The sequence below is a fragment of the Williamsia sp. 1138 genome (assembly GCF_002095435.2).
GTDB lineage: Bacteria > Actinomycetota > Actinomycetes > Mycobacteriales > Mycobacteriaceae > Williamsia.
This window is the reverse complement of the sequence record NZ_MJEJ02000041.1, coordinates 139,671-164,773: the sequence shown is the minus strand read 5'-3', so window position 1 is coordinate 164,773 and position 25,103 is coordinate 139,671. Positions and strand designations below refer to the sequence as shown.

General features: G+C 61.2%; 26 protein-coding genes and 2 pseudogenes. 15 read left to right on the top strand and 13 right to left on the bottom strand.

All coding sequences use genetic code 11. The annotated features are described in order from the left end of the window. Nucleotides 1-204 precede the first annotated feature (204 nt). The 4 genes from BH683_RS12580 to BH683_RS12565 all read left to right on the top strand — a co-directional run bounded on the left by BH683_RS12580 (nt 205) and on the right by BH683_RS12565 (nt 3,557). Nucleotides 205-711: a copper chaperone PCu(A)C gene (locus tag BH683_RS12580; protein ID WP_084836591.1), complete on the top strand. Its 507-nt coding sequence runs from the start codon at nt 205-207 to the stop codon at nt 709-711. A 475-nt stretch (nt 712-1,186) separates the two neighbouring features. Next, nucleotides 1,187-1,588, top strand: a complete 402-nt coding sequence (locus BH683_RS12575) for an STAS domain-containing protein (protein ID WP_084836590.1) — start codon at nt 1,187-1,189, stop codon at nt 1,586-1,588. Nucleotides 1,589-2,087: 499 nt separating this feature from the next. After that, the gene (locus BH683_RS12570; protein WP_246833343.1) at nt 2,088-3,200 is read left to right on the top strand and encodes an HPP family protein; all 1,113 of its coding nucleotides are present in this window, start codon (nt 2,088-2,090) and stop codon (nt 3,198-3,200) included. Between the two features lie 9 nt (nt 3,201-3,209). After that, nucleotides 3,210-3,557 (top strand): MGMT family protein, encoded by a 348-nt coding sequence (locus tag BH683_RS12565; protein WP_246833342.1) that lies wholly within the window; start codon nt 3,210-3,212, stop codon nt 3,555-3,557. A gap of 148 nt (nt 3,558-3,705) precedes the next feature. Here the strand turns inward: BH683_RS12565 and BH683_RS12560 are convergent, their stop codons facing one another. The 11 genes and pseudogenes from BH683_RS12560 to BH683_RS12510 all read right to left on the bottom strand — a co-directional run bounded on the left by BH683_RS12560 (nt 3,706) and on the right by BH683_RS12510 (nt 16,014). Further along, complete coding sequence (locus BH683_RS12560) at nt 3,706-4,038, bottom strand: cupin domain-containing protein (RefSeq protein WP_084836617.1); 333 nt, start codon at nt 4,036-4,038, stop codon at nt 3,706-3,708. 516 nt (nt 4,039-4,554) lie between these two features. Then, nucleotides 4,555-4,911: a DUF488 family protein gene (locus tag BH683_RS12550; RefSeq protein WP_084836587.1), complete on the bottom strand. Its 357-nt coding sequence runs from the start codon at nt 4,909-4,911 to the stop codon at nt 4,555-4,557. An 87-nt stretch (nt 4,912-4,998) separates the two neighbouring features. Then, complete coding sequence (locus tag BH683_RS12545) at nt 4,999-6,246, bottom strand: globin domain-containing protein (RefSeq protein WP_084836586.1); 1,248 nt, start codon at nt 6,244-6,246, stop codon at nt 4,999-5,001. Between the two features lies 1 nt (nt 6,247). Beyond that, nucleotides 6,248-6,721, bottom strand: coding sequence for an Rrf2 family transcriptional regulator (locus BH683_RS12540; protein ID WP_084836585.1), 474 nt, complete (start codon nt 6,719-6,721; stop codon nt 6,248-6,250). A 266-nt stretch (nt 6,722-6,987) separates the two neighbouring features. After that, nucleotides 6,988-7,359 (bottom strand): DUF952 domain-containing protein, encoded by a 372-nt coding sequence (locus BH683_RS12535; RefSeq protein ID WP_084836584.1) that lies wholly within the window; start codon nt 7,357-7,359, stop codon nt 6,988-6,990. A 91-nt stretch (nt 7,360-7,450) separates the two neighbouring features. Next, the gene (locus BH683_RS28970; protein ID WP_281492307.1) at nt 7,451-7,987 is read right to left on the bottom strand and encodes a universal stress protein; all 537 of its coding nucleotides are present in this window, start codon (nt 7,985-7,987) and stop codon (nt 7,451-7,453) included. Between the two features lie 374 nt (nt 7,988-8,361). Beyond that, complete coding sequence (metH, locus tag BH683_RS12525; RefSeq protein WP_168187034.1) at nt 8,362-11,934, bottom strand: methionine synthase; 3,573 nt, start codon at nt 11,932-11,934, stop codon at nt 8,362-8,364. Between the two features lie 291 nt (nt 11,935-12,225). After that, nucleotides 12,226-13,524: pseudogene (locus BH683_RS28700) on the bottom strand (nitrite/sulfite reductase); the annotation flags it as partial. Between the two features lie 299 nt (nt 13,525-13,823). Next, nucleotides 13,824-14,309 (bottom strand): MarR family transcriptional regulator, encoded by a 486-nt coding sequence (locus BH683_RS12520; RefSeq protein ID WP_084836581.1) that lies wholly within the window; start codon nt 14,307-14,309, stop codon nt 13,824-13,826. A 95-nt stretch (nt 14,310-14,404) separates the two neighbouring features. After that, nucleotides 14,405-15,379 (bottom strand): nitronate monooxygenase, encoded by a 975-nt coding sequence (locus tag BH683_RS12515; protein WP_246833340.1) that lies wholly within the window; start codon nt 15,377-15,379, stop codon nt 14,405-14,407. A 179-nt stretch (nt 15,380-15,558) separates the two neighbouring features. After that, complete coding sequence (locus BH683_RS12510; RefSeq protein WP_246833345.1) at nt 15,559-16,014, bottom strand: MarR family winged helix-turn-helix transcriptional regulator; 456 nt, start codon at nt 16,012-16,014, stop codon at nt 15,559-15,561. Between the two features lie 331 nt (nt 16,015-16,345). Here BH683_RS12510 and BH683_RS12505 point away from each other — a divergent pair, with 331 nt between their 5' ends. The 4 genes from BH683_RS12505 to BH683_RS12490 all read left to right on the top strand — a co-directional run bounded on the left by BH683_RS12505 (nt 16,346) and on the right by BH683_RS12490 (nt 19,185). After that, the gene (locus tag BH683_RS12505) at nt 16,346-17,209 is read left to right on the top strand and encodes a slipin family protein (protein ID WP_084836580.1); all 864 of its coding nucleotides are present in this window, start codon (nt 16,346-16,348) and stop codon (nt 17,207-17,209) included. A gap of 116 nt (nt 17,210-17,325) precedes the next feature. Beyond that, entirely contained in the window at nt 17,326-17,955 is a 630-nt protein-coding gene (locus BH683_RS12500) for a carbonic anhydrase (RefSeq protein ID WP_084836579.1), read from the top strand. A gap of 128 nt (nt 17,956-18,083) precedes the next feature. Then, entirely contained in the window at nt 18,084-18,506 is a 423-nt protein-coding gene (locus BH683_RS12495; RefSeq protein ID WP_084836615.1) for a hypothetical protein, read from the top strand. 148 nt (nt 18,507-18,654) lie between these two features. After that, nucleotides 18,655-19,185 (top strand): DUF488 domain-containing protein, encoded by a 531-nt coding sequence (locus BH683_RS12490; RefSeq protein WP_084836578.1) that lies wholly within the window; start codon nt 18,655-18,657, stop codon nt 19,183-19,185. Between the two features lie 117 nt (nt 19,186-19,302). Here BH683_RS12490 and BH683_RS12485 read toward each other — a convergent pair whose 3' ends face one another. After that, nucleotides 19,303-19,740, bottom strand: coding sequence for a hypothetical protein (locus tag BH683_RS12485; RefSeq protein ID WP_143696050.1), 438 nt, complete (start codon nt 19,738-19,740; stop codon nt 19,303-19,305). A 350-nt stretch (nt 19,741-20,090) separates the two neighbouring features. Here BH683_RS12485 and BH683_RS28835 point away from each other — a divergent pair, with 350 nt between their 5' ends. The 7 genes and pseudogenes from BH683_RS28835 to BH683_RS28960 all read left to right on the top strand — a co-directional run. Next, nucleotides 20,091-20,576 carry a hypothetical protein gene (locus BH683_RS28835; RefSeq protein ID WP_210405203.1) on the top strand — a complete coding sequence of 162 codons (486 nt, stop codon included), beginning with the start codon at nt 20,091-20,093 and terminating at the stop codon, nt 20,574-20,576. Next, complete coding sequence (locus BH683_RS12475; protein WP_084836576.1) at nt 20,573-21,052, top strand: GreA/GreB family elongation factor; 480 nt, start codon at nt 20,573-20,575, stop codon at nt 21,050-21,052. The genes BH683_RS28835 and BH683_RS12475 overlap by 4 nt, the downstream gene beginning before the upstream one ends. 44 nt (nt 21,053-21,096) lie before the next feature. Continuing rightward, nucleotides 21,097-21,651 carry a hypothetical protein gene (locus tag BH683_RS12470; protein ID WP_084836575.1) on the top strand — a complete coding sequence of 185 codons (555 nt, stop codon included), beginning with the start codon at nt 21,097-21,099 and terminating at the stop codon, nt 21,649-21,651. Between the two features lie 310 nt (nt 21,652-21,961). Continuing rightward, complete coding sequence (locus tag BH683_RS12465; RefSeq protein WP_084836574.1) at nt 21,962-22,273, top strand: hypothetical protein; 312 nt, start codon at nt 21,962-21,964, stop codon at nt 22,271-22,273. A gap of 324 nt (nt 22,274-22,597) precedes the next feature. Then, complete coding sequence (locus BH683_RS12460; protein ID WP_084836573.1) at nt 22,598-23,515, top strand: bile acid:sodium symporter family protein; 918 nt, start codon at nt 22,598-22,600, stop codon at nt 23,513-23,515. 77 nt (nt 23,516-23,592) lie between these two features. Further along, on the top strand, nt 23,593-23,796 hold the full coding sequence (locus BH683_RS28965) for a hypothetical protein (RefSeq protein ID WP_246833339.1): 204 nt from the start codon (nt 23,593-23,595) through the stop codon (nt 23,794-23,796). Between the two features lie 29 nt (nt 23,797-23,825). Then, nucleotides 23,826-23,963: pseudogene (locus BH683_RS28960) on the top strand (DUF1016 N-terminal domain-containing protein); the annotation flags it as partial. Between the two features lie 275 nt (nt 23,964-24,238). On the opposite strand, the gene BH683_RS28955 reads toward BH683_RS28960, so the two are convergent. Next, complete coding sequence (locus BH683_RS28955; protein WP_246833346.1) at nt 24,239-25,033, bottom strand: hypothetical protein; 795 nt, start codon at nt 25,031-25,033, stop codon at nt 24,239-24,241. Nucleotides 25,034-25,103: the final 70 nt, after the last annotated feature.

Below are 25,103 nucleotides of genomic sequence, written 5' to 3'. Positions count from 1 at the left end.
CTTTGACCGTGTGCGGCCTGCACCATCATGTCTTCCACAACAATCACGTCCGGACGCTGGCTCGCCCGGCCACACACCACGGCGAGGACGTGCTGAGTGTGAAGCCGCGCCGCGGTAGAGGACGCCTTGGTGCTGGCTGAAAGTTGTCGGTGCATATCGTAAGAGTCCGGCACGTGCCGTCCACGGCGTTCTAACCTCGGTCATATGAGCACCCATTTTGCTCGACCAGCTGTTGCCGCTGCCGTCACTGCACTAGCAATTGCACTGTCAGGGTGCAGCGAAAATCAGTCGGACAACACTGCAGAACCCGCCGACACCTCGATCGACAATGCCTACATCGTCCCCGCTTTCGATCAGTCGTGTGCCCTACAAACCGATGCGCCTGCAGACTTGAGTTTCACTGCCACCAACAACAGCTCGACCACCACCGAAACACTGCAGAGGATTTCAACCCCCGCAGCCTCCGACGTCACAATCACCGCACCCGACAGTGTTCTCGCCATGGAGCCCCAAAGCTCGATCGCTGCCGGTCAACCGGTCGAGAACACCAACGAAACGACAGCGCCCGACGAACCCTTCCACGTCACCCTTCAAGGGGTAAAAAACACCCTGCAACCGGGAAAGTCCGTCCCCGTGGCGTTCCAATTCGAACGGGCAGGAACCCTCACTATCAACGTCGCGGTCGATGCATGCCCGACGCAGAAGGACTAACCCACTTCCGGGCCAAGCCATTCCTGGCCCGCGTACGCCGCACCGGCTCGATGTTGGTGAACGCCTCTTGGCCAGCCGTCATATGTGGCGCCGGGATCGTCGACGGTCAGGTCAATTGCTGTTGCTCATCGCCCATTACAACGGTGATGACATAGGAGAGCTGGCTGGCGGGGCGAGGGCATCGCGCACGCCACCTGTGCGGCGCAAGCTCGCCGACCGATTGCGAGCGCACGCTCGACTGCCGGGCGCATCAGCGATGTTGTGCAACACGCATGCACGCACTCTGGGTGCCCTCGTGCGAATCCGGCACAGGCACCCTCGTGGGCAGGTCGGGACAGCTTTCGTGGATGCACCCGGGACAGATTGTGACAGGATGATATGCCGGTAGAGATGATGCCGCCGCCCTGATCGGGACCGACGCTCGCCGCCCGATGGGTGCAAGTTCGCTGCTGTTCGTCGAAGAGGGGATCGCCCGGTGCCAGTGGAGGGAAACAACAAAGCGTTCATTGCCGACGACAGCGCAGACACCGTCGGCAGTGCCGCTCTCACCGTGGTGACCGTCGCGCATAGCGAGTTAGTCATTCTCACCGTGCAGGGCGCCGTGGACGCCCTCACCGCACCCCAGCTGTCCGAGTCGATCAATGACGCCCTCACCGGCGCCCCACGCGGTGTGATCATCGACCTGTCGACGACCGAGTTCCTGGCCTCTGCAGGTATGACCGCCCTGGTGACCGCCTACGAGGCGATCGCACCGACCGGGCTGTTCGGAGTCGTCGCAGACGGGCCGGCCACCTCGCGACCCTTGCACCTGGTCGGTCTGAATCAGACTTTCACCCTCTACCCCACCCTGGATCAGGCGATCGCCGACATGGCGTGAGTGCGCCCTACCCTTAGAACCGTTCGGCGGTGGGTAGCTACCTCCTATGGCCCCCACACCCCAGATCCGGCGCACCGCCGCAGACCTGCGGGTTCACCCTGCACGAGGTACCCGCCGACGCCGCCAGTGCCGCCGCCCTCCGCCACCACTTCACCCCGTGACTCACTGACGAATGTCGCTGCACGGCCGCGCAGCGCGCCGACATCGTCCTCGCAGTGCACGAAGCCGTCGCCGCCACCGTCACCCTCCGCTGGCGACTGACGTCGCGACGGATGTGCGTGCGATCCGCCTCTTAACAGTCAACGCCCGTAGTCGGTACCTTTGGGGGCTTTTCGGTGGCGTGGTCAGCGTCGCATAGTCTTCGTCGGGTGCGGATCAACCTGGATAGACGTTGGTAAGTGGACAGGGCCGGCCGGTGCCTCATCCCGGACGTCGCCGGCTCTACACGGCTCTTCGCACGTTGCGTCCCGTCGGCGCGCCGGGGTTGTCAGTCGAGGTCGTGCGTGCCAGCGTCGGCGCGTCGGTTGGCCTTGGACTGACGGGTCTGACGTTCTTCGTTCTTAACGCCCATGTCGATGCCGCGCTGTACCTGGTTGCGCCCTTTGGTGCGACCGCTGTGCTGCTATTTGCCGCGCCGAGCAGCCCTTTAGCGCAACCATGGCCCGTTGTGGTCGGCAACACATCTGCGGCACTCGTGGGTATTACCGTCACGCCACTGATGGCTAGTTCGATTGCCCGGGTGTGCGTCGCCGTTGCGGTGACGGTGGCGGTGATGCTGACGCTTCGGGCCGTTCATCCGCCTGCTGGGGCCGTTGCCATGACCGTTGCTCTAGCACCCGAGGCTGGACATTCGTTCGGTTTTTTGTTTGCTTTTGTTCCTGTTGCCGCCGGCACTCTCTTACTCGTGATCGTCGCCGCGGTCTACGGTCGCATAACACGACATCGCTATCCACTTCGTCAGTTTGAGTCTGCTCCGGCGGCGGTGGAGCGGATAGGTCTCACGGAAAGTGAGTTGCACGACATCCTGGCTCGGTATGAGCAATCACTGAATCTCGGCGTAGCCGATCTTGCACGATTGGTAGGTGCCGCCGAAATACAAGCGGCCGGGCACCGAACCGAACCCATCGTTGCCGGCGACATCATGTCCACGGACCTGGTGACGGTTAGACCAACGGCATCGGTCAACGAATTGGTCGATCTATTTCACCGCCACGAGTTCACCTGTCTGCCAGTGGTACACCCGGCAGACCGCTTGGCGGGCGTGGTCTTCCAAATTCATCTGCTTGTCCGACTTCGAGAGTCATCGATCAAAGGCAGGCTCGATACCCTGTTCCGACGAGGGAATGCCCGTGAACGGTCAGCAGTATGCGCTGCGGACATCATGGATGTGGGGTCGCCGACGGCTTCCGTGCGAACACCTGTGGCTGCGCTGCTACCGTTGCTCGCCGCCAGCGACTGCGATGCAGTTCCGATTCTTGACGACGACATCATTGTTGGGATCGTTACCCAGACAGACCTGATTGCCGCATTGGCGCGTCACACGGTGAGCGAGTCGCAGGTGAGCATCACAGAGTCATTCCAGGACGCCCGTCAAGCGCACTGCCTGCGCTAACGTGGGCAGGTGATCATCGAGCGTGTGCGTGGGCGTGTGCCGGTCGGCAGCGTAGCGCCCAGCACGACGAACTTGCGCCTCGACGAGGTATGCGAGGTTGTCTTCGCCATCGAATCAGGACACGTGATGTCCTACGGCGACATCGGCGTACTTGTTGGACTCGGCCCCCGGCAGGTCGGCCGTGCAATGGCCCTCATCGCAGCACAAGGAATGCCCTGGTGGCGTGTTGTCTACAGCGACGGAACCCCTGCACGCTGCCACGACGGGCAAGCGCCACTGCTGCTGGCCCAGGAGCGAACCCCGATGCGCGGCACTCGAGTCGACATGTCACGCGCACGACAGACCATTGTCGGCTGAGCAATCCACGTGCTGGAGCGATCACTGACAGAGGCCGTTTGTGAACACAACATTGTTCGTGGCTGGCCAGGTGTCAGTCTCAGAAGTCTGACAATACTGGATCAGACGCCGTATGCAGCTCACCGAGCCCGAGAATGGTTATCGATAGTCAGGGAAGTTTCGCCACGGTCATGAGCACTACAGAATTTTCGATGGATTCCAAGGAGTGCGGTAGCTGCGGCACTATGAGAAGATCGCCGCGACGGCCCTCCCACGAGTCGGGCCCTGCTCGGAGCTGCACTCGCCCAAAGAGGACCTGCACTGTCGCTTCGCCTGGATTCTCGTGCTCACTCAATTCTTGGCCCGCCGTCAGCGCGAGCAGCGTCTGACGCAGGACGTGTTCGTGACCGCCGTACACCGTGTGCGCGGCGCGTCCGCTCGTGGCCGATGCCGCCTTCTCGAGTTGTTCGCGGGCAAGTGCTTCCAACGAGCGCTTCATCATGGAGTGTCCTTTGTTCTGTACGAGTGGAGTAAGACTGTTCGAGCTGCTGACGTTGGACTCGATCCCGTTTTGGTTGAAGTACGACTGCCCGGCCGAAGTGTCGATCCGCGCCGTCACCTGACCTCGCGGGTAGTCAGCCTTCACGATGGCGCAGGCCCCGGAAGAACTGCCGCGGCAATACTCCCACGCCGTTGACCTTCGAGCGTGGACGCGTACGAGTGATCACGCCGGAACCGCGTTCACACCGGACTTGCCCGACATGAGGGATTGATGGTTCTAGTCTTCGCTGGAGCTGCGATTCCCAATCCACGCAACAACTTCCGGGTCGCATGAGTGAATCTGCTGCATTTCCTCCCCACCGTCGCAGGTGAGTAAGGTCAATGTCACCGCGGACGAGTTCTTCGCCACGACACGCCATATCCCGCCTGAATCGGACCAACGGACCAGGGTCTGCACGACATCATCCACCACCGCCCACCCCCGTGCCGGAGGGATCTAGGTGGTATGAGCTGTGTATCACCGATCACCCAGTAACCAGTCGCGGAACACTACTGCGTGGTTGTGTACGTCGTCTTTGGCTGAATACAGCAACACAATGGAGCTGACCGTCGCCGCCTCGATAATCGGCTCTGCCGGTGTCGGGTTGGCATCGAGCTCAGCGAGATATTGCTGACGGAATTCAACGAAGCGGTCTGCCCGGTGGCCGAACCAGGACCGAAGTTCTGGACTCGGTGCCACGGCTTTGACCCAGGCGTCGACGTCGAGATCGGATTTCGCAATCCCCCGAGGCCACAGCCGATCTATCAAGAAGGTTGGCGAGGTCTTCTTGATTGATCGCTTGTCGTAAGTTCGTTCCAATTCAATCGGACCCATTGCGTTAATGGTGGCATACGCACAGCTCTCGCACCAGGTTGACGGCCGAACCGCGGGCCGATCACACTCCCGGGGTGCGAATATGGGTCAGCCAGCAACCGGCGTCAGTTCGTCGGCCTTTCCGTTCGTCCAATTGTCGGGTCCGAAAACCTCGAAGTGAATGTTCTCGTCCGCGACTTCCTTCTCGAGAAGAGCTGACCGCAGACCCAACATGAACGGCAGCGGACCACATAGGTAAGCGTGGGTGCCTTTTGTGATCGTTACGTTGTCCAAGTCGGCGCGACCCACCTGCAGGCCGGACTCCGGAACACGACCACCCAGATCCTCGTACCACCGGTGCATGACGGCCGTGGGCAACTTCTCGACCAGCTGCGTCAGCTCCACCCGATGGGCATGACTGTTCGGCGATCGGTCGGCATGAAGCACCGAAATGGGTCGGCTATCACTTGTCTCTGCCAGATGACGCAGCATTCCGATCATGGGCGTGCAACCGATACCCGCCGAGGCGAGCAAGATGGGAGAATTGTCCGGTTGCAGAGTGAGATCACCGAAGGGTGTGGTGACACTGAGAACATCACCCTCGAAAACGTTGTCATGCATATAGTTCGAAACCTCGCCGGCCGGGGTTGCCACTCGCTCGTCGTCCAATTGACCGGCGATTCGCTTAACAGTGATGCGCCAGTCGGAACTAGACGGTGCCGACGAGAGGCTGTACTGCCGTATCTGACGCGCGCCGTCGGCAAGAAGCACTCCCACCGACAGGTACTGCCCCGGCGCGAATTTCGGTAGCGCAGAGCCGTCCAGGGACGCAAGAACAAACGACAGTGTATCGGGTGATTCGTGCCGTCGATCGCGGACGCGGACGTCTCGCCAGACATCCCCCACAGCGACGCCGGCCCGCTGGTAGAGTCCGGCCTCCATCGCGATCAACGTCTCCGCCATCAGCCAGTAGACCTCGTCCCATGCCGCTGCCACCGGTGGCGTGATGGCGTCGCCCAGCACCTCGACAATGGCTGCGAACAGGTGTGTATGTACGACCTCGTACTGGGCGGGCTCGATACCCAGCGAAGCATGTTTGTGAGCGATCCGAGAAAGGATCCGGTCCACCCGTACTTGATCTGGTTCGAGTTGCAGCGCAGCGAATGCTGCGATTGCCCCGGCGAGCGCGCGTTGCTGCTCGCCCTGCTTTTGGTTGCCGCGATTGAAGAGATTTCGTTCGAGGTCGGGTTCGGCAGTGAATAGGTTCCGGTAGAAGAGGGTCGTTATCTCGTCGATGGCCGCGCCGACCGCCGGTAGAGTCGCCCGTATGAGTTCCGTTGAAGTGGCCGAGAGCATTTCAATCTCCTGTCTTTGAGGGAATCTGAGGATCACTACCACCAAATCGCGGAAGCGACAGCAATACGCCGCGTGTAGGACTGCGTGTGAGGTCCTCGACTGTGACGGTGTCCAAGGACTCGAAGAAGGACTCCTGGGCACCGCGGAGCGCAGACCGCAAGAGGCATCCTCCGCGCAGCGGGCAGGGCTGCGCGCCGTCGCAGTCGACGACCTCACCATCACCTTCGAGGCGACGCGCGATCCACCCGATTGAAGCGACTCGACCCAACTCGGTGATCGCGAGCCCACCGCTGCGTCCGCGTTGGGCATCCACGATGCCGAGCTCGCTGAGCCTGGATATGACCTTTGCCGTATGCGCGTACGACACCGAGAGCTCTGCAGCGATCTGGCGAGTGCCCGGTCGGTCCTCGCTATCATCCACCGCGAGGCGCATGACGACGCGAAGTCCGACGTCGGTGAATCGAGTGAGTTGCACACTGCGAAGTTACTTGAATTGGCATCCTATATACCAATTATGTGAGCGGAGACATATGTACGTTCGTCTCGGCGAATCCGTTCGCCGAAGAGTATGGCGAAACCAGTTCTCTCGCATCGGCTCTCTACGAACCGCGACGGTGTGCGCGTTTCGGTAATCGTGCGTGATCGTGTCAGCGGCGAAGTTGCCACGTCAGGTCATGTGTGGAGACCTGCGAATAGGCGCCTTCACCGCAACAGACTCAGCACTACAGTGCAGGTCGCCGGTCAGCCCAGTATCCACTCGCCCGGGGATGTTTCCACCAGCGTGTGGGGCTCTACAACGTCGGAGTCAACGGGTAACGGACCCATGATTCGGGGACGTTGGGCATGGGGGGCGGCCTGCTGCTCGTGGTCGTCCCAGGCGATGCTGCCTCCGGCTGCGCGCAGTGCCTGACAGTCGATGACGAGGGCGACCAGGGGCAGGCCGGCGTCCTGATAGACGGTGCTGGCGGTCTGACATATTTTGTCCTCTGTGGTGGCGTGGATGTATCCGACATCGTCGAGGGTCTTGCCGCGAGTGGACACTTCGTACTCGCCGAAGCGTTGCGCACCCTCCCAGTCGTCGGCGAATGCAATGTGGAACACTTTCTCGTTCATAGCTAGCCTCTCGGTATCATCAGTGCGATTTTTCTCGCTGGCCGTCAGCGGTGATGTTGATGTATTCGTCACCGTTTCGGTGTGCGTCGCTTCAGCTGTGGTGCACGATCATCAGCGGGCATTCGAGTCGTCGCAGCAGTGCCGTTGCCGTGGTGGGGCGCAAGGCCCCGAGCCACGTCGTATCCCGGCGGCCGACGACGACCAACTGAGCGTCGCTTGCTGCTTCAACCAGGGCACGGCGGGCTGAGGTTCGTACGGCTCCCAAACGCACTGTGACACTGGGGAAACGTTGTTGCCATGGCTTGAGCTCCTCGGACAATGCGGTGTACTCCTCGAGTTCGAGCGCCCACTCGAGCACAGAATCGTCGCAGGCCTCCGTCGCGTCGGTGCTCCATCGGTGAATCACCACGAGATCCACGCACCGCAACGACGCCTCCTCGAACGCCGCTTCCACCGTCGGCGCACTCGTGGTGGCGTCGTTGATGCCAAGGACTACCGGCCCAGTCGCTGGTATTTGATGTTTCGGGCTGTGGTGAAGTATCACTACCGGACATGGTGAGTGAGCGGCTACTGATCGAGCAAGAGCGCCCACGTGCTTGCCCGGGCCGTGGGCCCCGAGGACGATCATTTGCGCCCGGTGTGATCGTTCGATGAGGTCTACGACGGGCTGAACTGTGGGCTGATTGTTCGTGATCTCTGCTGCCACTGCGCCCTTGGTGACGTCGGCGGCAACCGTTAGTGCTTCGTCCAACAGTGCTTGGCACTCGTCTGTGCGGAAAGTATCGACGTCTATCGAGGCCCAGACTCCCATTCCGTTGCCGTAATAGAGGACGGGTGGTCGTGTGGTCGGTACAAGCATCAACCGGGTTCGCCGTCGCCGGGACTCGTGCGCAGCCCACAATAGTGCTTGGCGCGATGCCGACGAGGCGTCCACGCCGACTATGATCGGTAATTGACTCGAGCGTTCCTCAAATTCTGGATACATCGAGTACCTCCACTAGGTCAGGTGTTGAAGTACTTCGCTTCGGGGTGATGAAGGACGAAAGCATCGGTCGACTGCTCGGGATGTAGCTGTAGTTCCTCAGACAGGTGGACCCCGATGCGCTGTGCGTCGAGCAGTGCGACGAGCTTGGTGCGATCGTCGAGATTGGGGCAGGCTCCGTAACCGAAGGCGTAACGTGCGCCCCGATAGTCGAGGTCGAAGAATCCCTGTGGTGTGTCGGGATCGTCGGCACCCGCGGTTCGTCCGCCGAAGTTTAGTTCTGCGCGGACCCGCTGGTGCCAGAATTCTGCGAGCGCCTCGGTCAGTTGCACCCCGATGCCGTGGACTTCCAGATAGTCGCGGTATGCGTTGTCGGCGAACAACTGTGCGGCATAGTCGGCGATGGGTTGGCCCATCGTGACCAACTGCATGGGGAAGACATCGACCTGACCGGTGGCGAGCGCGCTGCGGCGCGATCGAATGAAGTCTGCGATGCACAGGAACCGACTTCGTTGCTGCCGCGGAAACTGGAAGGTGACTCGGGTTTTCGCTGTTGGCGATGGATGCTCCAAGACGTGGACGGTATCGCCGTCGCTGATCGCCGGGAAGTATCCGTAGACCACCTTTGCGTGTTGGATGATGCCTTCGGTGGTGAGGCGTTCGATCCATTGGCGTAGCCGTGGTCGTCCTTCGGATTCGACTAGGTCGTCGTAGCTGGGGCCGGTGGCGCCGCGCGTCCCGCGCAGCCCCCATTGACCTAAGAACAGTGCACGCTCGTCGAGGAGTTCGAGGTAGTCGGTGACGGGCACGCCGGCGGCGATGCGGGTTCCCCAGAACGGTGGGGTCGGGACGGGGTGATCGTCCTTCACGTCGGACCGAATTGGCACCTCTACAGGTATCTCGGTGGCTCTGCGCTGCAGTGCGATGCGTTGTGAACGTTCGTGGCGTGCCTTACGTTCAGCGAGTTTCGCTGCGGCAGCGTCGGCCTCGGGGCTGTTCGGTGGCGGGCCGTGCCCACGTTTGGTGGCCATGATGTCGTCCATCAGTCGTAGACCTTCGAACGCGTCGCGGGCATAGTGGACCTGGCCGGGGTAGGTGATGGCGAGATCGGTTTCAACAAATGCGCGCGTCAGTGCGGCTCCACCGAGCAATACCGGATACCTTTCGGCGAGACCTCGCGCGCTGATCTCGTGCAGATTGTCTTTCATGACAACGGTGGATTTGACCAATAACCCGGACATACCGATGACATCGGCCCGTTCGCCTTCGGCGGCGTCGAGGATTGAGGTGATGGGTTGCTTGATGCCGAGGTTGACTACGTCGTAGCCGTTGTTCGACAGGATGATGTCGACGAGGTTCTTGCCGATGTCGTGGACGTCGCCTTTGACGGTCGCGAGCACGATGCGACCCTTACCGTCGGCCTCAGCTGCCTCCATATGTGGTTCTAGATGTGAGACAGCGGATTTCATTACTTCGGCAGACTGCAGCACGAACGGTAGTTGCATCTGACCCGAGCCGAAGAGTTCGCCGACTGTCTTCATGCCCGATAGCAGGGTGTCGTTGATGATTGCCAGTGGCGGCGTGCGCTCCATAGCGGCATCGAGATCGCTGCTCAGGCCTTCGCGTTCGCCGTCGACGATGCGTCGCTCGAGACGGTCGAATAACGGCAGTTGAGCAAGCTCTTGTGCGCGGCTTTCACGAGCGGAGGCCGCTGAGACACCCTCGAACAGTGCCATCAGCTCTTGCAGAGGATCGTAGCCGTCGCGTCGACGGTCGTAGACCACGTCCAAAGCAATGGTTCGATGCTCGTCGGGGATCCGCGCGATGGGCAGAATTTTAGAGGCGTGCACGATCGCCGTGTCGAGGCCGGCTTGTACACATTCATGGAGGAACACCGAGTTCAACACTTGCCGTGCAGCGGGATTGAGACCAAAGGAGACGTTCGAAACCCCTAGGGTGAAGTGCACTTTGGGGTGAAGTTGCTTCAGCTCTCGGATGGCTTCGATGGTGTCGATAGCGTCGCGGCGCACTTCCTCCTGTCCGGTGGATACCGGAAATGTCAACGTGTCGATGATGATGTCTTCTTCAGCCACATCCCAGTTGGTCGTTATATCAGCGATCAGCCGTTGAGCGATTGCGACTTTCCCCGTCGCGGTGCGTGCTTGTCCTTGCTCGTCGATGGTCAGTGCCACGACGGCAGCGCCATGCTGTGACACCAGCGCCATGATGCGCTGGAATCGTGATTGCGGGCCGTCTCCGTCTTCGTAGTTCACAGAATTAACCACACATCGACCGCCGAGTGCCTCCAGCCCAGCTTGCAGTACTGCAGGTTCAGTCGAGTCGAGCATGATCGGCAGCGTCGAACTGGTGGCCAAACGGCTGGCTAATGCGGACATGTCCGCGGCGCCGTCGCGTCCGACGTAGTCGACGTTGAGATCGAGCATGTGTGCACCGTCGCGGGTTTGGTCCTTCGCTATAGCGAGGCACTGCTGGTAGTTTTCGGTGATCATCGCCTCGCGAAAGGCTTTGGATCCATTGGAATTGGTGCGTTCCCCGATCACCAAAAAACTGGAGTCTTGGTGGAAGGGCACTGCCGTGTACAACGACGATATTCCGGGTTCGTGTTCGATCGTGCGCGATGGCCGGGTCATCGCGCGCAGTGCTTGGCAGACGTGCTTGATGTGCTCAGGCGTGGTGCCGCAGCACCCACCGACCAGTGACAGTCCGTAGTCGCGGACAAATCCTTGCAGCGCGTGGGCGAGTTCTTCCGGGCCCAACGGGTAGAGCGCCCCATCGGGGCCGAGCGTGGGGAGTCCGGCGTTGGGCATGACGGACACTGGGACGCCGCAGTGGGTGGACAGGTACCGCAGATGTTCACTCATCTCTGCTGGTCCGGTAGCGCAGTTCAATCCGATCAGGTCTACACCTAGTGGCTCGATCGCTGCCGATGCTGCGCCGATGTCGCTGCCCAGGAGCATGGTGCCGGTGGTCTCGACAGTGACATGGGTGATGACCGGGATGTGGCGGCCCAACGACGTCATCGCGTGTCGGGCCCCGAGTACTGCCGCTTTGACTTGGAGTAGGTCCTGCGATGTCTCGATGAGCAGCGCATCGGCGCCGGCCTCGATCATTCCTAGGGCGCACTCGATGTAGGCATCACGCAAGACCGCGAACGTGGTGTGACCCAGGCTAGGCAGCTTGGTTCCCGGCCCCATCGAGCCCAACACGAAGCGGGGGCTCGCATCAGAGGCCGAAGTACATTCATCAGCTGCGACGCGGGCGATTTCGGTGCCTTTACGCGAGAGTTCACGAATGCGATCACCGATCCCGTAGTCCCCGAGATTCGATAGATTGCAACCGAAGGTATTCGTTTCTACTGCGTCCGCACCGGCTTCGAAGTAGGCCCGGTGTATGGCGGAAAGGACATCCGGTCTGGTGTCGTTGAGGATTTCGTTGCAACCGTCGAGACCAGCGAAGTCGTCCACAGACAGGTCGGCGTTTTGCAGCATGGTTCCCATCGCGCCGTCTCCGACGATGACCCGCTGCGCCACCGTGGTCAGCAGCTCCGAGTCGTACGTTCGCGTCGATGTCATGGCAGAGTGGGCTCCTGGCGGGTGGGCGGCGCAATAGTGTGTGGCCGGTCGGCCAGTCGGGTGGCTGTCAATGTGAGGGTGAAAGCACGTTGACACTGGTGACATTCCCATCCCCGGTCCTCGCGGGGGTAGAGATCTTGTTCGCCGCAATAGGGGCAGTAGAAGAACTCCATGTCCGGGTTGACCTTGTGGTGTGACTTCATCGCGGTGCCGGGGTAAGAGTCGATTCGTCAACCCGCCGAACCCATGCAGCGAAAGTCTCAGCAGTAAGCAATTCTTTTGATACGTCTGGAGAAGGTGTTCGATATAGCTCGGTAGGTCGTCGGCAGTCAGTTTGAGGCCGCGTACTTTCCGTCCGAAGCCGACGTCGGCGGAGAGACCGCCTCCCAGTTGCACGTGGAACCCCTCGACGTGCTGGCCGGTATCGGTGGTGATGATCTGCCCCCGCAGGCCGATGTCGGCGGTTTGTATTCGGGCACAGGAGTTGGGGCACCCGTTGACATTGATGGTGACCGGTACCTCAAAGTCAGGTAGCCGACGTTCGAGTTCAGCGATGATCTGTTCCGCGCGGTCTTTGGTGTTGACGATCGCGAGTTTGCAGAACTCGATACCGGTGCACGCCATGGTGTGCCGGCGAAAGACGCTGGGATTAGCCGACAGTCCCAGCTTTTCGAGTTCCTCGGCAAGTGGAGTGGTGTGTGCTTCTGGTACGTCGAGGATGATTAGTTTTTGGTCGATCGTGGTGCGTACCCGCTGGGAGCCGTAGCGTTCTGCCAGCTCACCAACTCGCGTCAACATGTCGCCTGATGTGCGTCCCACGCTCGGTGTCACACCCACGTAGAACCGGCCGTCTTTTTGCGGGTGTATACCGACATGGTCGCGTCGCAGGGTGCTGGGTGGTGCAGCTGCCGGCCCTTCCGCAAGAGTGAACCCAAGGAATTCCTCCTGCAGAACGGTGCGGAACTTCTCGGTTCCCCAGTCCGCGAGCAGGAACTTCAGGCGCGCTTTGGCCCGTGCGCGACGGTAACCGTAGTCACGGAACAAGGACGTGACAGCCACCCAGACTGCAGGTACTTGCTCTGGCGGGACGAACACTCCGAGCCGCTGGGCATACATGGGGTTGGTGGACAGGCCCCCGCCCACCCACCGATCAAAACCTCGTTGCCCTTCTGGCCCAAAAACTCCTACAAACGCGACATCGTTGATCTCGTGAATGGTGCAGTGCCGGGAACATCCGGAGATGGCGGTTTTGTACTTGCGCGGCAAATTGGAGAAGGCGGGGTCGCCGACGAACGGGGCCAGTGCGTTGAGCGATGGTGTGCCGTCGATCACCTCGTCGGCAGCGATGCCGGCGACCGGGCAGCCGAGCATGTTCCGGGGCGTGTCCCCGCAGGCTTCGATGGTCGAGAGCCCCACCGACTCCAACTGTTCCCAGATCGCCGGGACGTCTTCAATGCGTACCCAATGGAACTGTATGTTCTGCCGGTTGGTGATGTCGGCAGTGTTTCGGGCGTACTGCCGCGACAGTTCACCGATGACCCGCATTTGGGCGGTCGACAGTTGACCGCCGGCAATGCGAACCCGAAGCATGAAGTAGCTGTCCTCGAGGTCCTCGGCGTCGAGCTTGGCTGTCCTGCCTCCCTCGATCCCTGGGCGCCGCTGGGTATACAAGCCGTACCACCGAAAACGGCCACGCAGATCAGAAGGATCAATGGAGGCGAACCCGTTGCGCGCATACACACCGATGATGCGATCGCGAACATCGAGGCCGTCGCTGCCGCGTTTGAACCGTTCGGTGGAGTTCAGCGGTTCACGATACCCATGAGCCCACTGCCCCTCACTGCGAGTGCGGACTGCTCGGGGACGCGCTCGAGGAGTCGCTCCTGCAGTCATAGCGGCACCGGGCTCTGCGTACCAATGGTGTACTCGTCGCCGGCGTGGAAATGCAACTCACGCAGCCCGGCGACGCACGCTGCGCGTGTCTGTGGATCCAGCCGCTCGAGCAACTGCGCCAGTTCACGCCGTCGATCAGCGACAGCCTCGCGCACCACAGCATGACCGCGGGTGGTCAAGCTCAATGTCACCACACTCCGGTGCGAAGGCTCATTCCCGCGCTCGACGTAGCCTGCTGCGCAGAGCTTGTCGGCCATCCTGGTCACAGAAGAACCCGCCAATCCCAGAGCTTGGGCCACGTGGGTGGAGGGAAGCGCGCGTTGCTCATGCAAGACCAGCATTAATCGAAACTGCGGCAAAGTGAGCACATCGTTGATCGCGGTGAGGCTGCGCAGCGCGACACCGATCAGGTCGCGGGTAGCCACTTCGAATACGTCGAGGTCGCCTTCGGTGACGGGTGCAGAAACAGCATTCTCTTGCATAGTGCAAGTCTTGCACAGTGCAATACGTTTGGCTACGGCTACAGCATTCCCGCACCCGCCTCGCTCCAGAAGGGCCGCTGATGTGCCTCTGGCATTTAGCTGCCGGGATTGGCGAGGTGGCTTTGCGCCTCGTCCCACAGTCGCTTGATGACGTCGGCGGCGGGGTCGGTGCGGGCTGATCGATAGCCCGCACCGGCCCACACATTGGTCATGTCTGCATTGGCGGCGTGCATCGCGGCCTCTCGTAGCGGTCCGGTCATCGCGTTGACCTCTGGGTAGGCCGCGGGTGCGTAACGATTGAACTCGCGGTGGAAAAGATTCGACAACCCTCGCGCTGGTCGGCCGGAAAACGCCCTCGTCACGACCGTTGCACTGAACCGGGGGTCGGCCAAAGCGTCGCGACGAACGGGATGGGTCCCAGCTTCGGGACAGCGCAACAGCAGGGTTCCGACGGCGACCGCTGAAGCACCTGCGTTGAGCAATTGTGCGACGTCGGCGCCGGTTGAGACTCCCCCGGCGGCAATCAGCGGCAGACTCGTCACCTGTGACACTTTGTCGAGGAGCACGCGCAGTTCGATGTCGGGCGGTTCCGCACCAACGGAAAATGTTGACCGATGCCCGCCCGCTAAGGGGCCTTGCACTACGAGGTAGTCAGCTCCTCGATCTGCCGCGTCGCGCGCGTCGTGCGGCGAGGTGACGGTCACCACCACCTGCGCGTGCACCTCCTTGAGGCGAGCCACGTCGACCATACGGGGTAGCCCGAAGGTAAACGACACCCACGGCACCCGTGATTCAACGAGGACGTCGACTTTGGCCGCATAGTCATTGACACCGTCCACCACGTCGGGCACCTGTGCGCCCAGAGCGGCGGCTACAGGGCTCAAGCGATGACGATAGGCGCGCAGGGCAGCGTAGTCAGGTGTGAAGCCTGGTTCGGGGACAAAAACATTCACGCCGAACCGCTCCACTCCACGATCGCGGACCCCGGCGACGGCGTAGCGTATCGCCGCGGGACTGATCGTTGCCCCCGCGAGGAAGCCCAACGCGCCAGCGCCAGAGACGGCGGTCACCAGATCGACTGTTGTAGCCCGCCGGCCATGGGCGCACCGACGATCGGAATGGGCAGATCCGCAAGGACGTTCCCGCAATTCTCGGTCGATGTCATCGTCAGCCTTCCACTACAGAACTCCAAAACGGAGCGTTCCCAACCATGCACAGTGACCGACCTCGCTGTAGCGACATGTCTCACCTACCGCCCACGGTCGTCCCACGTCGGCAACGTCAGCATCGACCCGAGGTGTTTGAGTTCGTCTCGATGCATCGCACTCAGACGTGCCAAAATCCGTTGGCCTTGTTCAGTGAGCTCGACCCGCACCATGCGGGCGTCGTCCGGATGGACTGCCCGCTCCACAAGCTGCTGCTTCTGCGCCCGGTTCACCAGTTCCACCACACTGTGATGACGCAGCTGCAAGCGATCGGAGAGCTCAGCTATGCTCGCCCATTCCCGATCGGGGTAACCCTTGAGCGCCAACATCATCTGGTACTGCTGAGGCGCAATTCCATGAGCCCGAACCGCTTCCTCACTGAACCGCAAGTAGCGCCGGATGCCAAACCGGAAGCGCGCCAGCGCCTCAAACTCCCGCTTCGATAGCGGCTCTGGGTCGTGCTCACCATCCCTACAAGCATCGTCGTCAGGGGTCATCATTTCACTCACAGTCACCTCACTTCCATCGTTACACGATACAGCTCGGGGGCTAGCATTCCGCGCTGTCTAAATAAGTCGAGGCTCAAATAAGCCGCTGCACGGCGCATTCGTCGTTCGCTCAACACCCCACCCCGCCCTGCCGCCAGGTAGGTCGAAACTAATTTCTATCGTGTTACGATGTACCTGTCACGCTGAAGTGCTGACCGGTTGACAGGTACGACAGACGACCGTCAGGCGGCGCGCGCCGCCGCAGGTCGCGTAATCCTCGTTACCTGGCTGCTGCGGCTCCCCAGGTGGAACAGGGACGCCACTGACTAGGTAGGAGTTGGCAATGATCGCAATACTTCTGTATGCACTCGCCGCGATAGGCGGCCTCGCCGCGTTGTTGGCGGCGATGAGCGTGCGCGTCATCAAGCAGTACGAGCAGGGAGTCGTGTTTCGACTCGGCAGAGTGATGCCTGACGTTCGTGCTCCTGGCCTGGTCACGCTGATTCCCATTGTCGACCGCCTGGAGAAGGTGAGCATGCAGATCGTCACCATGCCGGTCCCGGCCCAGGATGGGATCACCCGTGACAACGTCACCGTCCGAGTGGACGCTGTGGTCTACTTCAACGTTTCTGACCCCGTACGCGCGGCCGTGGATGTGCAAGACTACATCTCCGCTATCGGTCAAGTCGCCCAGACGTCCCTACGTTCCATCATTGGTAAAAGTGACCTCGACGACCTGTTATCGAACCGCGAGCGCCTCAACGAGGGCCTCGAGTTGATGATCGACAGCCCGGCCCTTGGATGGGGCGTCCACATCGACCGGGTCGAGATCAAAGATGTCGTGCTCCCCGATTCGATGAAGCGCTCGATGTCCAGACAGGCTGAAGCCGAACGAGAGCGGCGGGCACGAGTGATCACCGCCGATGGCGAACTCCAAGCATCGGCAAAGTTGGCGCAGGCCGCCGAAGCGATGACTGAGCATCCCGCAGCATTACAGCTTCGCCTGTTGCAAACCGTGGTAGAAGTTGCTGCCGAGAAGAATTCGACGTTGGTACTTCCGTTCCCGGTGGAGCTGCTGCGGTTTCTCGAACGTGCGACCCCACCTGAGGACCCGCCCACCACACAGCCGCCCAATCCAGATGGGGCGATTGTGCCCAGGACCAACAGCGCCCCAGCCGAATATCAGGCGCGGTGCTACGTCACCTGAAGACCTGACAACGTAAAACTACGACTGACGTACAACACGTCGTTATCGTCCGGACATCCCACCCGGCGGCGGCACAAGGAGAGGTTCAATTCTATGACGCACAGTGAGGCTTCGGTATGAACGTGGCAGCATTGGCACCGGCGGATGCGTGGGCACAGTTACGCGAGGGCAATAACAGATTCGTCGCTGGACGCCCGCATCATCCCAGCCAAGACATCGGTGATCGTGAGCGACTGGCTCACGGACAACACCCTAAAGCGGTCATATTCGGATGCGCAGATTCCCGGGTAGCTGCTGAGATCATCTTCGACCAGGGACTAGGTGCTGTATTTGTAGTCCGCACTGCTGGACATGTCATCGACAGTTCTGTGCTGGGTTCGATCGAGTACGCCGTAGACATCCTCGACGTACCTCTGATCGTGATCCTCGGGCACGACAGCTGCGGTGCGGTCGAAGCAGCACTCGTCGCCCTCGATAACTTGGACATCGCCGGCGGTCATATTCGCGACCTGGTCGAACGCGTCACACCGAGCATTCTGCTGGGCCGGAGTGAAGGCCTCACCACTGTCGACGAGTTCGAGGCCCGCCATGTCCAAGAAACCGGCAAGTTACTGATGGAACGCAGCAAAATAATTTCTGCAGGTGTGGCCGATGGTGACATAGGGATCATTGGTCTCACCTACCGCCTCGCAGACGGCAACGTCCATCTCTGCGCAGCGGTCGGGGATGTGAACGATGATGTGTAGCCGGAGTACACGAACGCCGGCGAAGAAGCTCACTGGACGAGTTCACCTCGTGACGAGGAAGGCCATCACGCGGTCGTCCACCCTCTGGCACAGGTGAGAATGCCTCGACAATGGGAAGCGTCACCGTCATGAATCTCGAGCAATCCCTCGCGATAGCAATTGTCTTTGTCTGGTTAGGCATGGTGTTGGCTATCTCGTTCCTAGAAACCCCCTTGAAATTCCGGGCGCCGGGTGTGGACGTGCCAACGGGTCTTGGAATTGGCCGGCTGGTTTTTCGTGCATTGAACACGGTTGAAGTAGTGCTCGCGTTAGCGCTCGTCGCCGTACTTGTCACCGACCGTCCAGATGCAACGACAGCAGTGACGGCCGGTGTGACGGTAGCGATTCTCGCCATACAAGTAGTCCTTGTACGGCCCCGGCTAACGCGCCGAACCAACCTTGTTCTTGCCGGGAACGACGTACCCCGCTCGTACGCACACCATGCTTATATCGCTCTCGAGGTGGCCAAGGTCCTGGGCCTATTGGCCACCGGAATTGTGCTGATGAGTTGATACGCCGGCTGTCACAACCGCCTACCGCCTCGACAAGGAAGCACGAGCTCAGGGTGAGGGTGCATGGGACAACCCCCTTGCCCACTGCATTCCGCTCCGGCAGAGTCGTAACGTCAGGGTCTCATCGTGAACAAACAGGTGCCAGAACATGCTGATTTCTGTTGGTCACGGACGTCTGAACAAAGACGAACTACTGGCGCTGCTGCAGCAATCCTCGATTGACGAGATTGTTGATATTCGTCGTTTCCCGGGTAGTCGGCACAATCCAGATGTCGGTAGCGATGCCATGACTCAGTGGGTGGCTCAGGGCGGTATTAGATACCGCACCGATCCTCGACTCGGAGGGCGGCGTCGCCTCCCAGCCGATACTGTGGTCGAGGATTCCTGGTGGCGAGTACAGCAGTTCGCTGCCTACGCAGCCCATACCCGCACACCAGAGTTCACGGCCGCCGTTCGTGAACTCCTCGATTCTGGGGGACGCACCGCGATGATGTGCAGTGAAAGCGTGTGGTGGCGATGCCACCGCAGACTCGTGGCCGACGTCGTCGTGATGCGATGGAACGCACCCGTTGAACATCTCATGCATACCGGACGACTCACGCCACACTCACCGGCAGCCGGCGCCCGCATCAGAGCGGACGGACACATAATTTGGGACGGCGATCCCGACCGCCGGTAACGACGTAGGCTCCCGTCCCCTACGCCGCTGCATCCGCAGTATGGGTCCCCGAGCGGACCCCTCAGCACACCGCGACATCAACCAGTAACCGAGAGCGTTCATGGGGCCTCGCGTCGCTCAGCAGCTGGTCGTCAGCGGGCCTTTCGTTTTTCGGTTCGACGTGCCGTCGACGGCGGCCGCTTCCAAGTCGAGCGTGCTGTGAGCCAGAGCTAGGTAGCGCAGTGCCAACTCCACACCCGTTCTGTACCCCGCGTCATACTCGGGATCACGCTTGGGGGCCGTACTGAGCGCACTGGTCAACCGATCTCCGATGGCCTGCAGGTTCGCCCGCTCACGTCGACCATCGGAGCGTCCTCTGGGTATTGAGGCGTCGGTGTGCCCGACCTCCGACGCCAATGTGTCAAGCACGCAGATCCTGGCGAAGCGCATGCCGGCCTCGTGGCCGACACAGAACAGCGACGCACGACGGTCCAAGCGCGCCGTGGTCGAGAAATGCTCGTGTAAAGCAGCTAGTACCTGAGCGAGTGTCCAATTGCGTCGACCGGGGTCAGGCATTCTTACGCCTTCGCACGATCGTCCGTTCCGCCACTGCCCGTTTCTGATCGCGCTTCTCCTTGATCGCTAGACGCTTCTTCTTCGAGCTCGAATTCTTCTCTGCCATCGTCCCTCAATGCCATAGGTCAATCGCGGCCGCAAGGACCGCTCACCGACCGACCATAGCCCAAGAATAAATAAAATCCAGCCTGCCCCCGGACGGCTCCGCTCAGACCTCAGCGCGTACCACAGAATTTCGACATCGTTTCTTCCCCAGTAGATTTCGGGGCAACCCCTGCAGAGAGGATCGACTGGCATTTATTTTTTTTCCGGCTAGAGTCCGAGGAACAGATAAACAAAGGAGTGTGGCCGTGAAAGCGGTTGTCATGGAGTGCTGTATTCGGGTCTGCGCGACGCCGGCGCGGTTTCTGGCGTTTCGACACGACGCGGAGCGACTCGCCAACGCGGCGTTCTCGGGACGAACGCGGCGTTCGAGCGCGACGGTCGATGCGGGGCCCCGCCTGTTGCTGCGGCAGTGGCACATGCTGAACGACCTAACACGTCTTGGTGAACCGCAGTGCCGAGAGTTGTGTTTGGCCTTCGCCGGCAATCCGGCCCGGGTGACCCCGGCGAAACTCGAGGCGCTGTCCCGCGACATCCTGGCCACACTCGATACCAGCACAGTGGAGACGTCGATCGAGACTGTTCCGTGGATCCTCACGCTGACGACACACGTCGATGCTGCGTACCGACGTCAGATGACCGACAGACACCCGACTCTGCACACCAGCGCCAGCACCGTTCCTGACGATGTGACGCGCTTCAAGAATTTCGCTACGCAGGAAGTCATGCAATGACCACCGTTCCGTTATCCAAAGAACGCCCCGAGGGTCGCCGCGAGCAACAGTTGTCTGAACTGCGTCGATTGCGGACGGAAGTCAGTGCCGAGATGATCGGCCATCGCCGCATGGGTGACTTAGACAACAACGACGCTTACCACCGAAGCGTGACAGACCTCGAAGCCCTCGACGGCCAGATAGCTCGCATCCACGCTGTGCTCGAGGTCATAGATGAACCGGACCTCGGAGACGACACCGTTCGGATCGGTTCAGTAGTCACCGTCGAGTTCGATCACGATCACTTCGATCGCGCCCGATTTCTGCTCGGTGCACATGAACAGCACGAGCTGGTCGATGTCGAAATCTGCTCTCCCAATTCGCCACTCGGCCAAGCGATACTGGGTTCGGCAGTGGGAGACGAACGCACCTACGTACTGCCGACGGGACGGGTATGCACGGCAACGGTAGTGGACTGCGTTCACCACCATTGGTGACCGGGCCAGTCGACAGTTCCTCAACATCAGGCGGAGTACCGGTAGTGGTCATCGGCTACGCCGGCGACCTCAGACGACGGGTATGTAACGCGCTGGTCGATTCGGGTGCGGTTGTCGAGGTCATCGACCCCGACCGGCCTGGACTGCGAACTCAACACAGCGGACACCATCGGGCGCGTCACCTCGACGACGTTCCCAACGCTTACCGCGACGCCGAGCCGTCCTATGTCGTCACCGTCACCCAAGAGATTGATGACGAGCACCGGTCGCTGCTGGGTCGGTGGCGACGTCGGTGCCACCGACGCGTCGAGACGGCGCGTTTGCTCGCAGCCGCGGCCGACGCCACTTCGATGCCGGATTCCTGTCGCATTCTTGTCGTCGGAGATGCCCGCAAATCCACCCGAACACGGGCCAGCCACTCGTGGATCAAGCACCTCGCACGCGAGGTCACCTACGAAACCGAGATCAACGGCACTGAGGTGGATTCCGCGACCTACCTACTCGTCAGAAGCAACGTGGAACTGTGCGAGTCGCTGAACCTCGTCGCCGCGTGGTGGTCGAGGACGAAAGCCACGCGAGCGTCGGCCGTTGCCTACTGATCGCGCCCTCATGCTGGTAGGACGCTGGCTGTCCGCGCTAAATGGTTATAGCGCAGATAGCGAGCCGCCTGACCTGCGCCGAGACGCGCAGAGGACCACGAAGAAGGCTATTGTGCCAGGCGAGCCGAATGTTGCCCAAGGTCCGTCCGTGCGATCCATATTGTGGTCATAGAAGTAGAAGCCATCGCGTGCCGGGGCCCCGGGGGCGATAGTCTGCGGCGATGACATCGCGTTCATCGCCCGTCCAGCAGTTGCAGCGCCGCGCGCACCTCAAGGTGCGCGTCGGGCATATCCAGCACGCAGGGCTGCCGTGACCGCGCAAGCGTGGGTGACACTCGTGGTCGGGACCGTAGGAATCGTCGGTGTCCTCATCACGTTGTACCAACGCGACCGGGCCGACCGCCGCAGTGAGTGGTGGCGGCGAGCGACATGGGCAGTCGAGCGAACGTTCAGCGAAACCGAAGAAGAAGCAGCCACAGGATTTGCGGTGCTGGCCGTGCTGGTTCAGTCCAACCTGATCACAGCCACCGAACGCGACATGGTCACCGCACTAGCGCAACAGGCACTCGAAGCCGATAATGAAGACAACGATCCAACCGACCAGGAAAGGGACCGGCCATGACCAGCGCACAAGCCGCGCCCTCACGCAAACCAGCGCGAACAGCACGCGTACGCCAAGCTGCCGCCCGGGTCGTGATTGCAGCCAATAAGAAGACCAAGACCCCCACGTCCCATCAGGTCAAGAAAATAGCTGAGGGCGGCCCCAGCACACGCACGTAGCTGTGCCCACGCTCGGCCAGTCCCCGTAGGCCCCCGCGCAGACAACCTGAGCCAACAGCACCGGAACGAGCTACTCACCCGCCGATAGCGGTCGACAGCCTCGTACGCGTCCGTCGGCGGGCTGGGGTGTCCGCACTCTACGGACGTGTAGTGCAGACTTCGTCGCATGAAGGATTCCGCGCTGATTTCGATCGGACTGCCGATCGCCTTGGCCATCATCATGTGTGGTCTGGGCCTGTCCCTGACCCCGGGCGACTTTGTCCGCGTCCTTCGATCGCCTCGTGCGGTCGTGATTGCCTTGGTCCTGCAGATCCTCATCCTGCCCGCCATCGCGTTCGGACTCGCGGTCGCCTTCGAACTCCCACCCTTGATCGCGGTAGGGATCATGCTGCTCGCTGCCTCCCCCGGCGGGACCACCGCGAACCTGCTGAGCCACCTCTTCGGTGGCGATGTCGCCCTCAACGTGACACTGACGGCAGTCAATTCGGTTCTGGCCGTCGTCACCATCCCCGTGGTGACCAACCTGGCGATCGACCACTTCGACAGCGGCGGCACACTCGGACTGCAGTTCGCGAAGATCGTACAGGTCATCGCGATCGTCCTCATACCGGTGCTGATTGGGATGGCCATTCGCCACGTCGCGCCCGCGTTCGCTGCCAGGGCAGACAAACCTGTGCGGATCTTTTCGATCGCTGTCCTGTTCGTGGTCACTGTGGGCGCGCTGATCAGCGAACGCGAGAACGCGCTCGACTGTGTTCGCCAGGCCGGGGGCGCGGTGACACTGTTCTGCGCCCTGAGCTTGACCATCGGGTACCTCGGCGCGCGCCTGCTGCGGCTTGATGACCGCCAGGCCATTGCTACGTCGATGGAAGTGGGCGTGCACAACACCACCGTCGCCCTGACCATCGCACTCAGTGTTCTCGACAGCATCGACGTCGCCATCCCCATTGCCGTCTACTCCATCGTGATGTACCCGTTGGCTGCCATCTTTGGCTGGGTAGTCACCCGCACCAGCTCCGGCGACGATCAAGGCATGCCCACTGCGACTGCCAGTCACGGCGGTGCCGCGGCCCCACGCCGGTAGGGTCCCGCCACCTGCGTAACCGCGGTCACGACCCGCAGGTTGGGTGATCTCGGCTACATGAACGGTGGTGGGGGAAGATGGCCGGTGTGAGCGAACTGGCGCAGGTACCCGACGACTACAGCGAGGTACTCGAGCAGCTCAAGACCCAGGTTCGTAGCGCTCGGGTGCAGGCCACCCGCACCGTCAACACTCAGCTGTTGGTGTTGTACTGGGATATCGGCTGGACGATGCTCGACCGCCAGGACGCCCGCGGCTGGGTAGCCGGGTCATCGATCGGCTAGCGGCCGATCTGCGGGCCGAGTTCCCCGACATGCGGGGATTCTCCCGCAGCAACCTGCACTACATGCGCACCATCGCCAGCACGTGGCCGCGGGAGGCAATTGTCCAACAGCCTGTTGGACAATTGCCGTGGGGCCACCTCACCGTCCTGATCGACAAGCTCGACGACCACGCTACCCGCGACTGGTACGCCACCGCAGCGGTCCAGCACGGCTGGTCACGGGGCAGTATTGACGCACCAGATCCGCAACCACCTCGACCAGCGGGTCGGTGCAGCGCCCACCAACTTCGGCGACCACCTACCGCCGGCGGACTCCGACCTGGCCCATCAACTGGTCCGCGACCCTTACGTGTTCGACTTCCTCGACATCAACGAACGCCGAGTGGTTGCGGGCACTGGTTCGGCGGGAACGGACGAGCTCATGCCAACCCTCCACCGCATGTCTACCGCTGCCCGGCAACCTCGACCAGGTTCCCTGCCAGATCGGCGATGCCGACACCAGACAGGCTGCCGGCTCCGCCATCGCCGCCGGGCTGTTCAGGCAAGACCTGGCCGACTACCGGAAAGCGAATCTCTTTAGTGATCGAGTCTTCCCACTTGTTCCCAATGGTCCACGCTTTAACGTAGTATTCCGTTGCTGCCCGGTCAGTCACCGGGCAGTCGAACGTCCATTCACCGTCAACAATGTTCTGACCACTGAAGGTTGAACTGGCGGTGCCGTCTACCGGAGCACACTCGACCTGAACGCGGGCCGCTCGCGGGACAAACGCACGCAGATGGACAGCTACCGTGCTGCCTCGCTGCGCCGGTGGAACCGCGGCGATTTCAACTTCACTTGGAGTGAGTACGACGGTTGTTGTGTCGTAGTCGGCGAGAGTTCGTCCGCTCGGATCGTCGCCGAAAGCAGAGAGCTTCGTAGGGCCAAGCACCTCGGGAGTAAGGGTGAATGTAGCGGCTCCATTGACTGGCGCCTTCTGCAAGGCCTCGCCCGCAGGTCGCGGCACGACACGCCCGTTGACATCTGTGCCGTAGATGCTGATGTACCCGTAGTTGGACTCCGGTGTGATCTGGGCGGTGAGCGCTACCCGTGCTCCTACTTCTACTGTCGTGGGGACGTTTTGAAGATCGATCGCGTACGTCTCAGCCGAGGCGGGAGCTGATGACAATCCGAATATAACTGCCACGGTGGCGGTAACAATGGCCGATGCCCGCAGAGTGCGATGTGCACGTGTCCTCATTTAAAATCCTTGCCAGAATCAGGGGTAGCCGCTTCTGCGACGCACCCGAAGAATACCGGGTCAGAAAAAT

Excerpts from the sequence above, each read along its gene's own strand:
- BH683_RS12485 (WP_143696050.1), bottom strand. The coding sequence starts at position 19,740 with ATGCCTGACCCCGGTCGACGCAATTGGACACTCGCTCAGGTACTAGCT.
- BH683_RS12560 (WP_084836617.1), bottom strand. The coding sequence starts at position 4,038 with ATGATGAAGCGCTCGTTGGAAGCACTTGCCCGCGAACAACTCGAGAAG.
- BH683_RS12545 (WP_084836586.1), bottom strand. The coding sequence starts at position 6,246 with ATGCTCTCGGCCACTTCAACGGAACTCATACGGGCGACTCTACCGGCG.
- BH683_RS12460 (WP_084836573.1), top strand. The coding sequence starts at position 22,598 with ATGAAGGATTCCGCGCTGATTTCGATCGGACTGCCGATCGCCTTGGCC.
- BH683_RS12500 (WP_084836579.1), top strand. The coding sequence starts at position 17,326 with ATGAACGTGGCAGCATTGGCACCGGCGGATGCGTGGGCACAGTTACGC.
- BH683_RS12550 (WP_084836587.1), bottom strand. The coding sequence starts at position 4,911 with ATGGGTCCGATTGAATTGGAACGAACTTACGACAAGCGATCAATCAAG.
- metH (WP_168187034.1), bottom strand. The coding sequence starts at position 11,934 with ATGACATCGACGCGAACGTACGACTCGGAGCTGCTGACCACGGTGGCG.
- BH683_RS12490 (WP_084836578.1), top strand. The coding sequence starts at position 18,655 with ATGCTGATTTCTGTTGGTCACGGACGTCTGAACAAAGACGAACTACTG.
- BH683_RS28970 (WP_281492307.1), bottom strand. The coding sequence starts at position 7,987 with ATGATCGTCCTCGGGGCCCACGGCCCGGGCAAGCACGTGGGCGCTCTT.
- BH683_RS12475 (WP_084836576.1), top strand. The coding sequence starts at position 20,573 with ATGACCACCGTTCCGTTATCCAAAGAACGCCCCGAGGGTCGCCGCGAG.
- BH683_RS28955 (WP_246833346.1), bottom strand. The coding sequence starts at position 25,033 with ATGAGGACACGTGCACATCGCACTCTGCGGGCATCGGCCATTGTTACC.
- BH683_RS12535 (WP_084836584.1), bottom strand. The coding sequence starts at position 7,359 with ATGAACGAGAAAGTGTTCCACATTGCATTCGCCGACGACTGGGAGGGT.
- BH683_RS12505 (WP_084836580.1), top strand. The coding sequence starts at position 16,346 with ATGATCGCAATACTTCTGTATGCACTCGCCGCGATAGGCGGCCTCGCC.
- BH683_RS12520 (WP_084836581.1), bottom strand. The coding sequence starts at position 14,309 with ATGCAAGAGAATGCTGTTTCTGCACCCGTCACCGAAGGCGACCTCGAC.
- BH683_RS12580 (WP_084836591.1), top strand. The coding sequence starts at position 205 with ATGAGCACCCATTTTGCTCGACCAGCTGTTGCCGCTGCCGTCACTGCA.
- BH683_RS12495 (WP_084836615.1), top strand. The coding sequence starts at position 18,084 with ATGAATCTCGAGCAATCCCTCGCGATAGCAATTGTCTTTGTCTGGTTA.
- BH683_RS28965 (WP_246833339.1), top strand. The coding sequence starts at position 23,593 with ATGGCCGGTGTGAGCGAACTGGCGCAGGTACCCGACGACTACAGCGAG.
- BH683_RS12510 (WP_246833345.1), bottom strand. The coding sequence starts at position 16,014 with ATGATGACCCCTGACGACGATGCTTGTAGGGATGGTGAGCACGACCCA.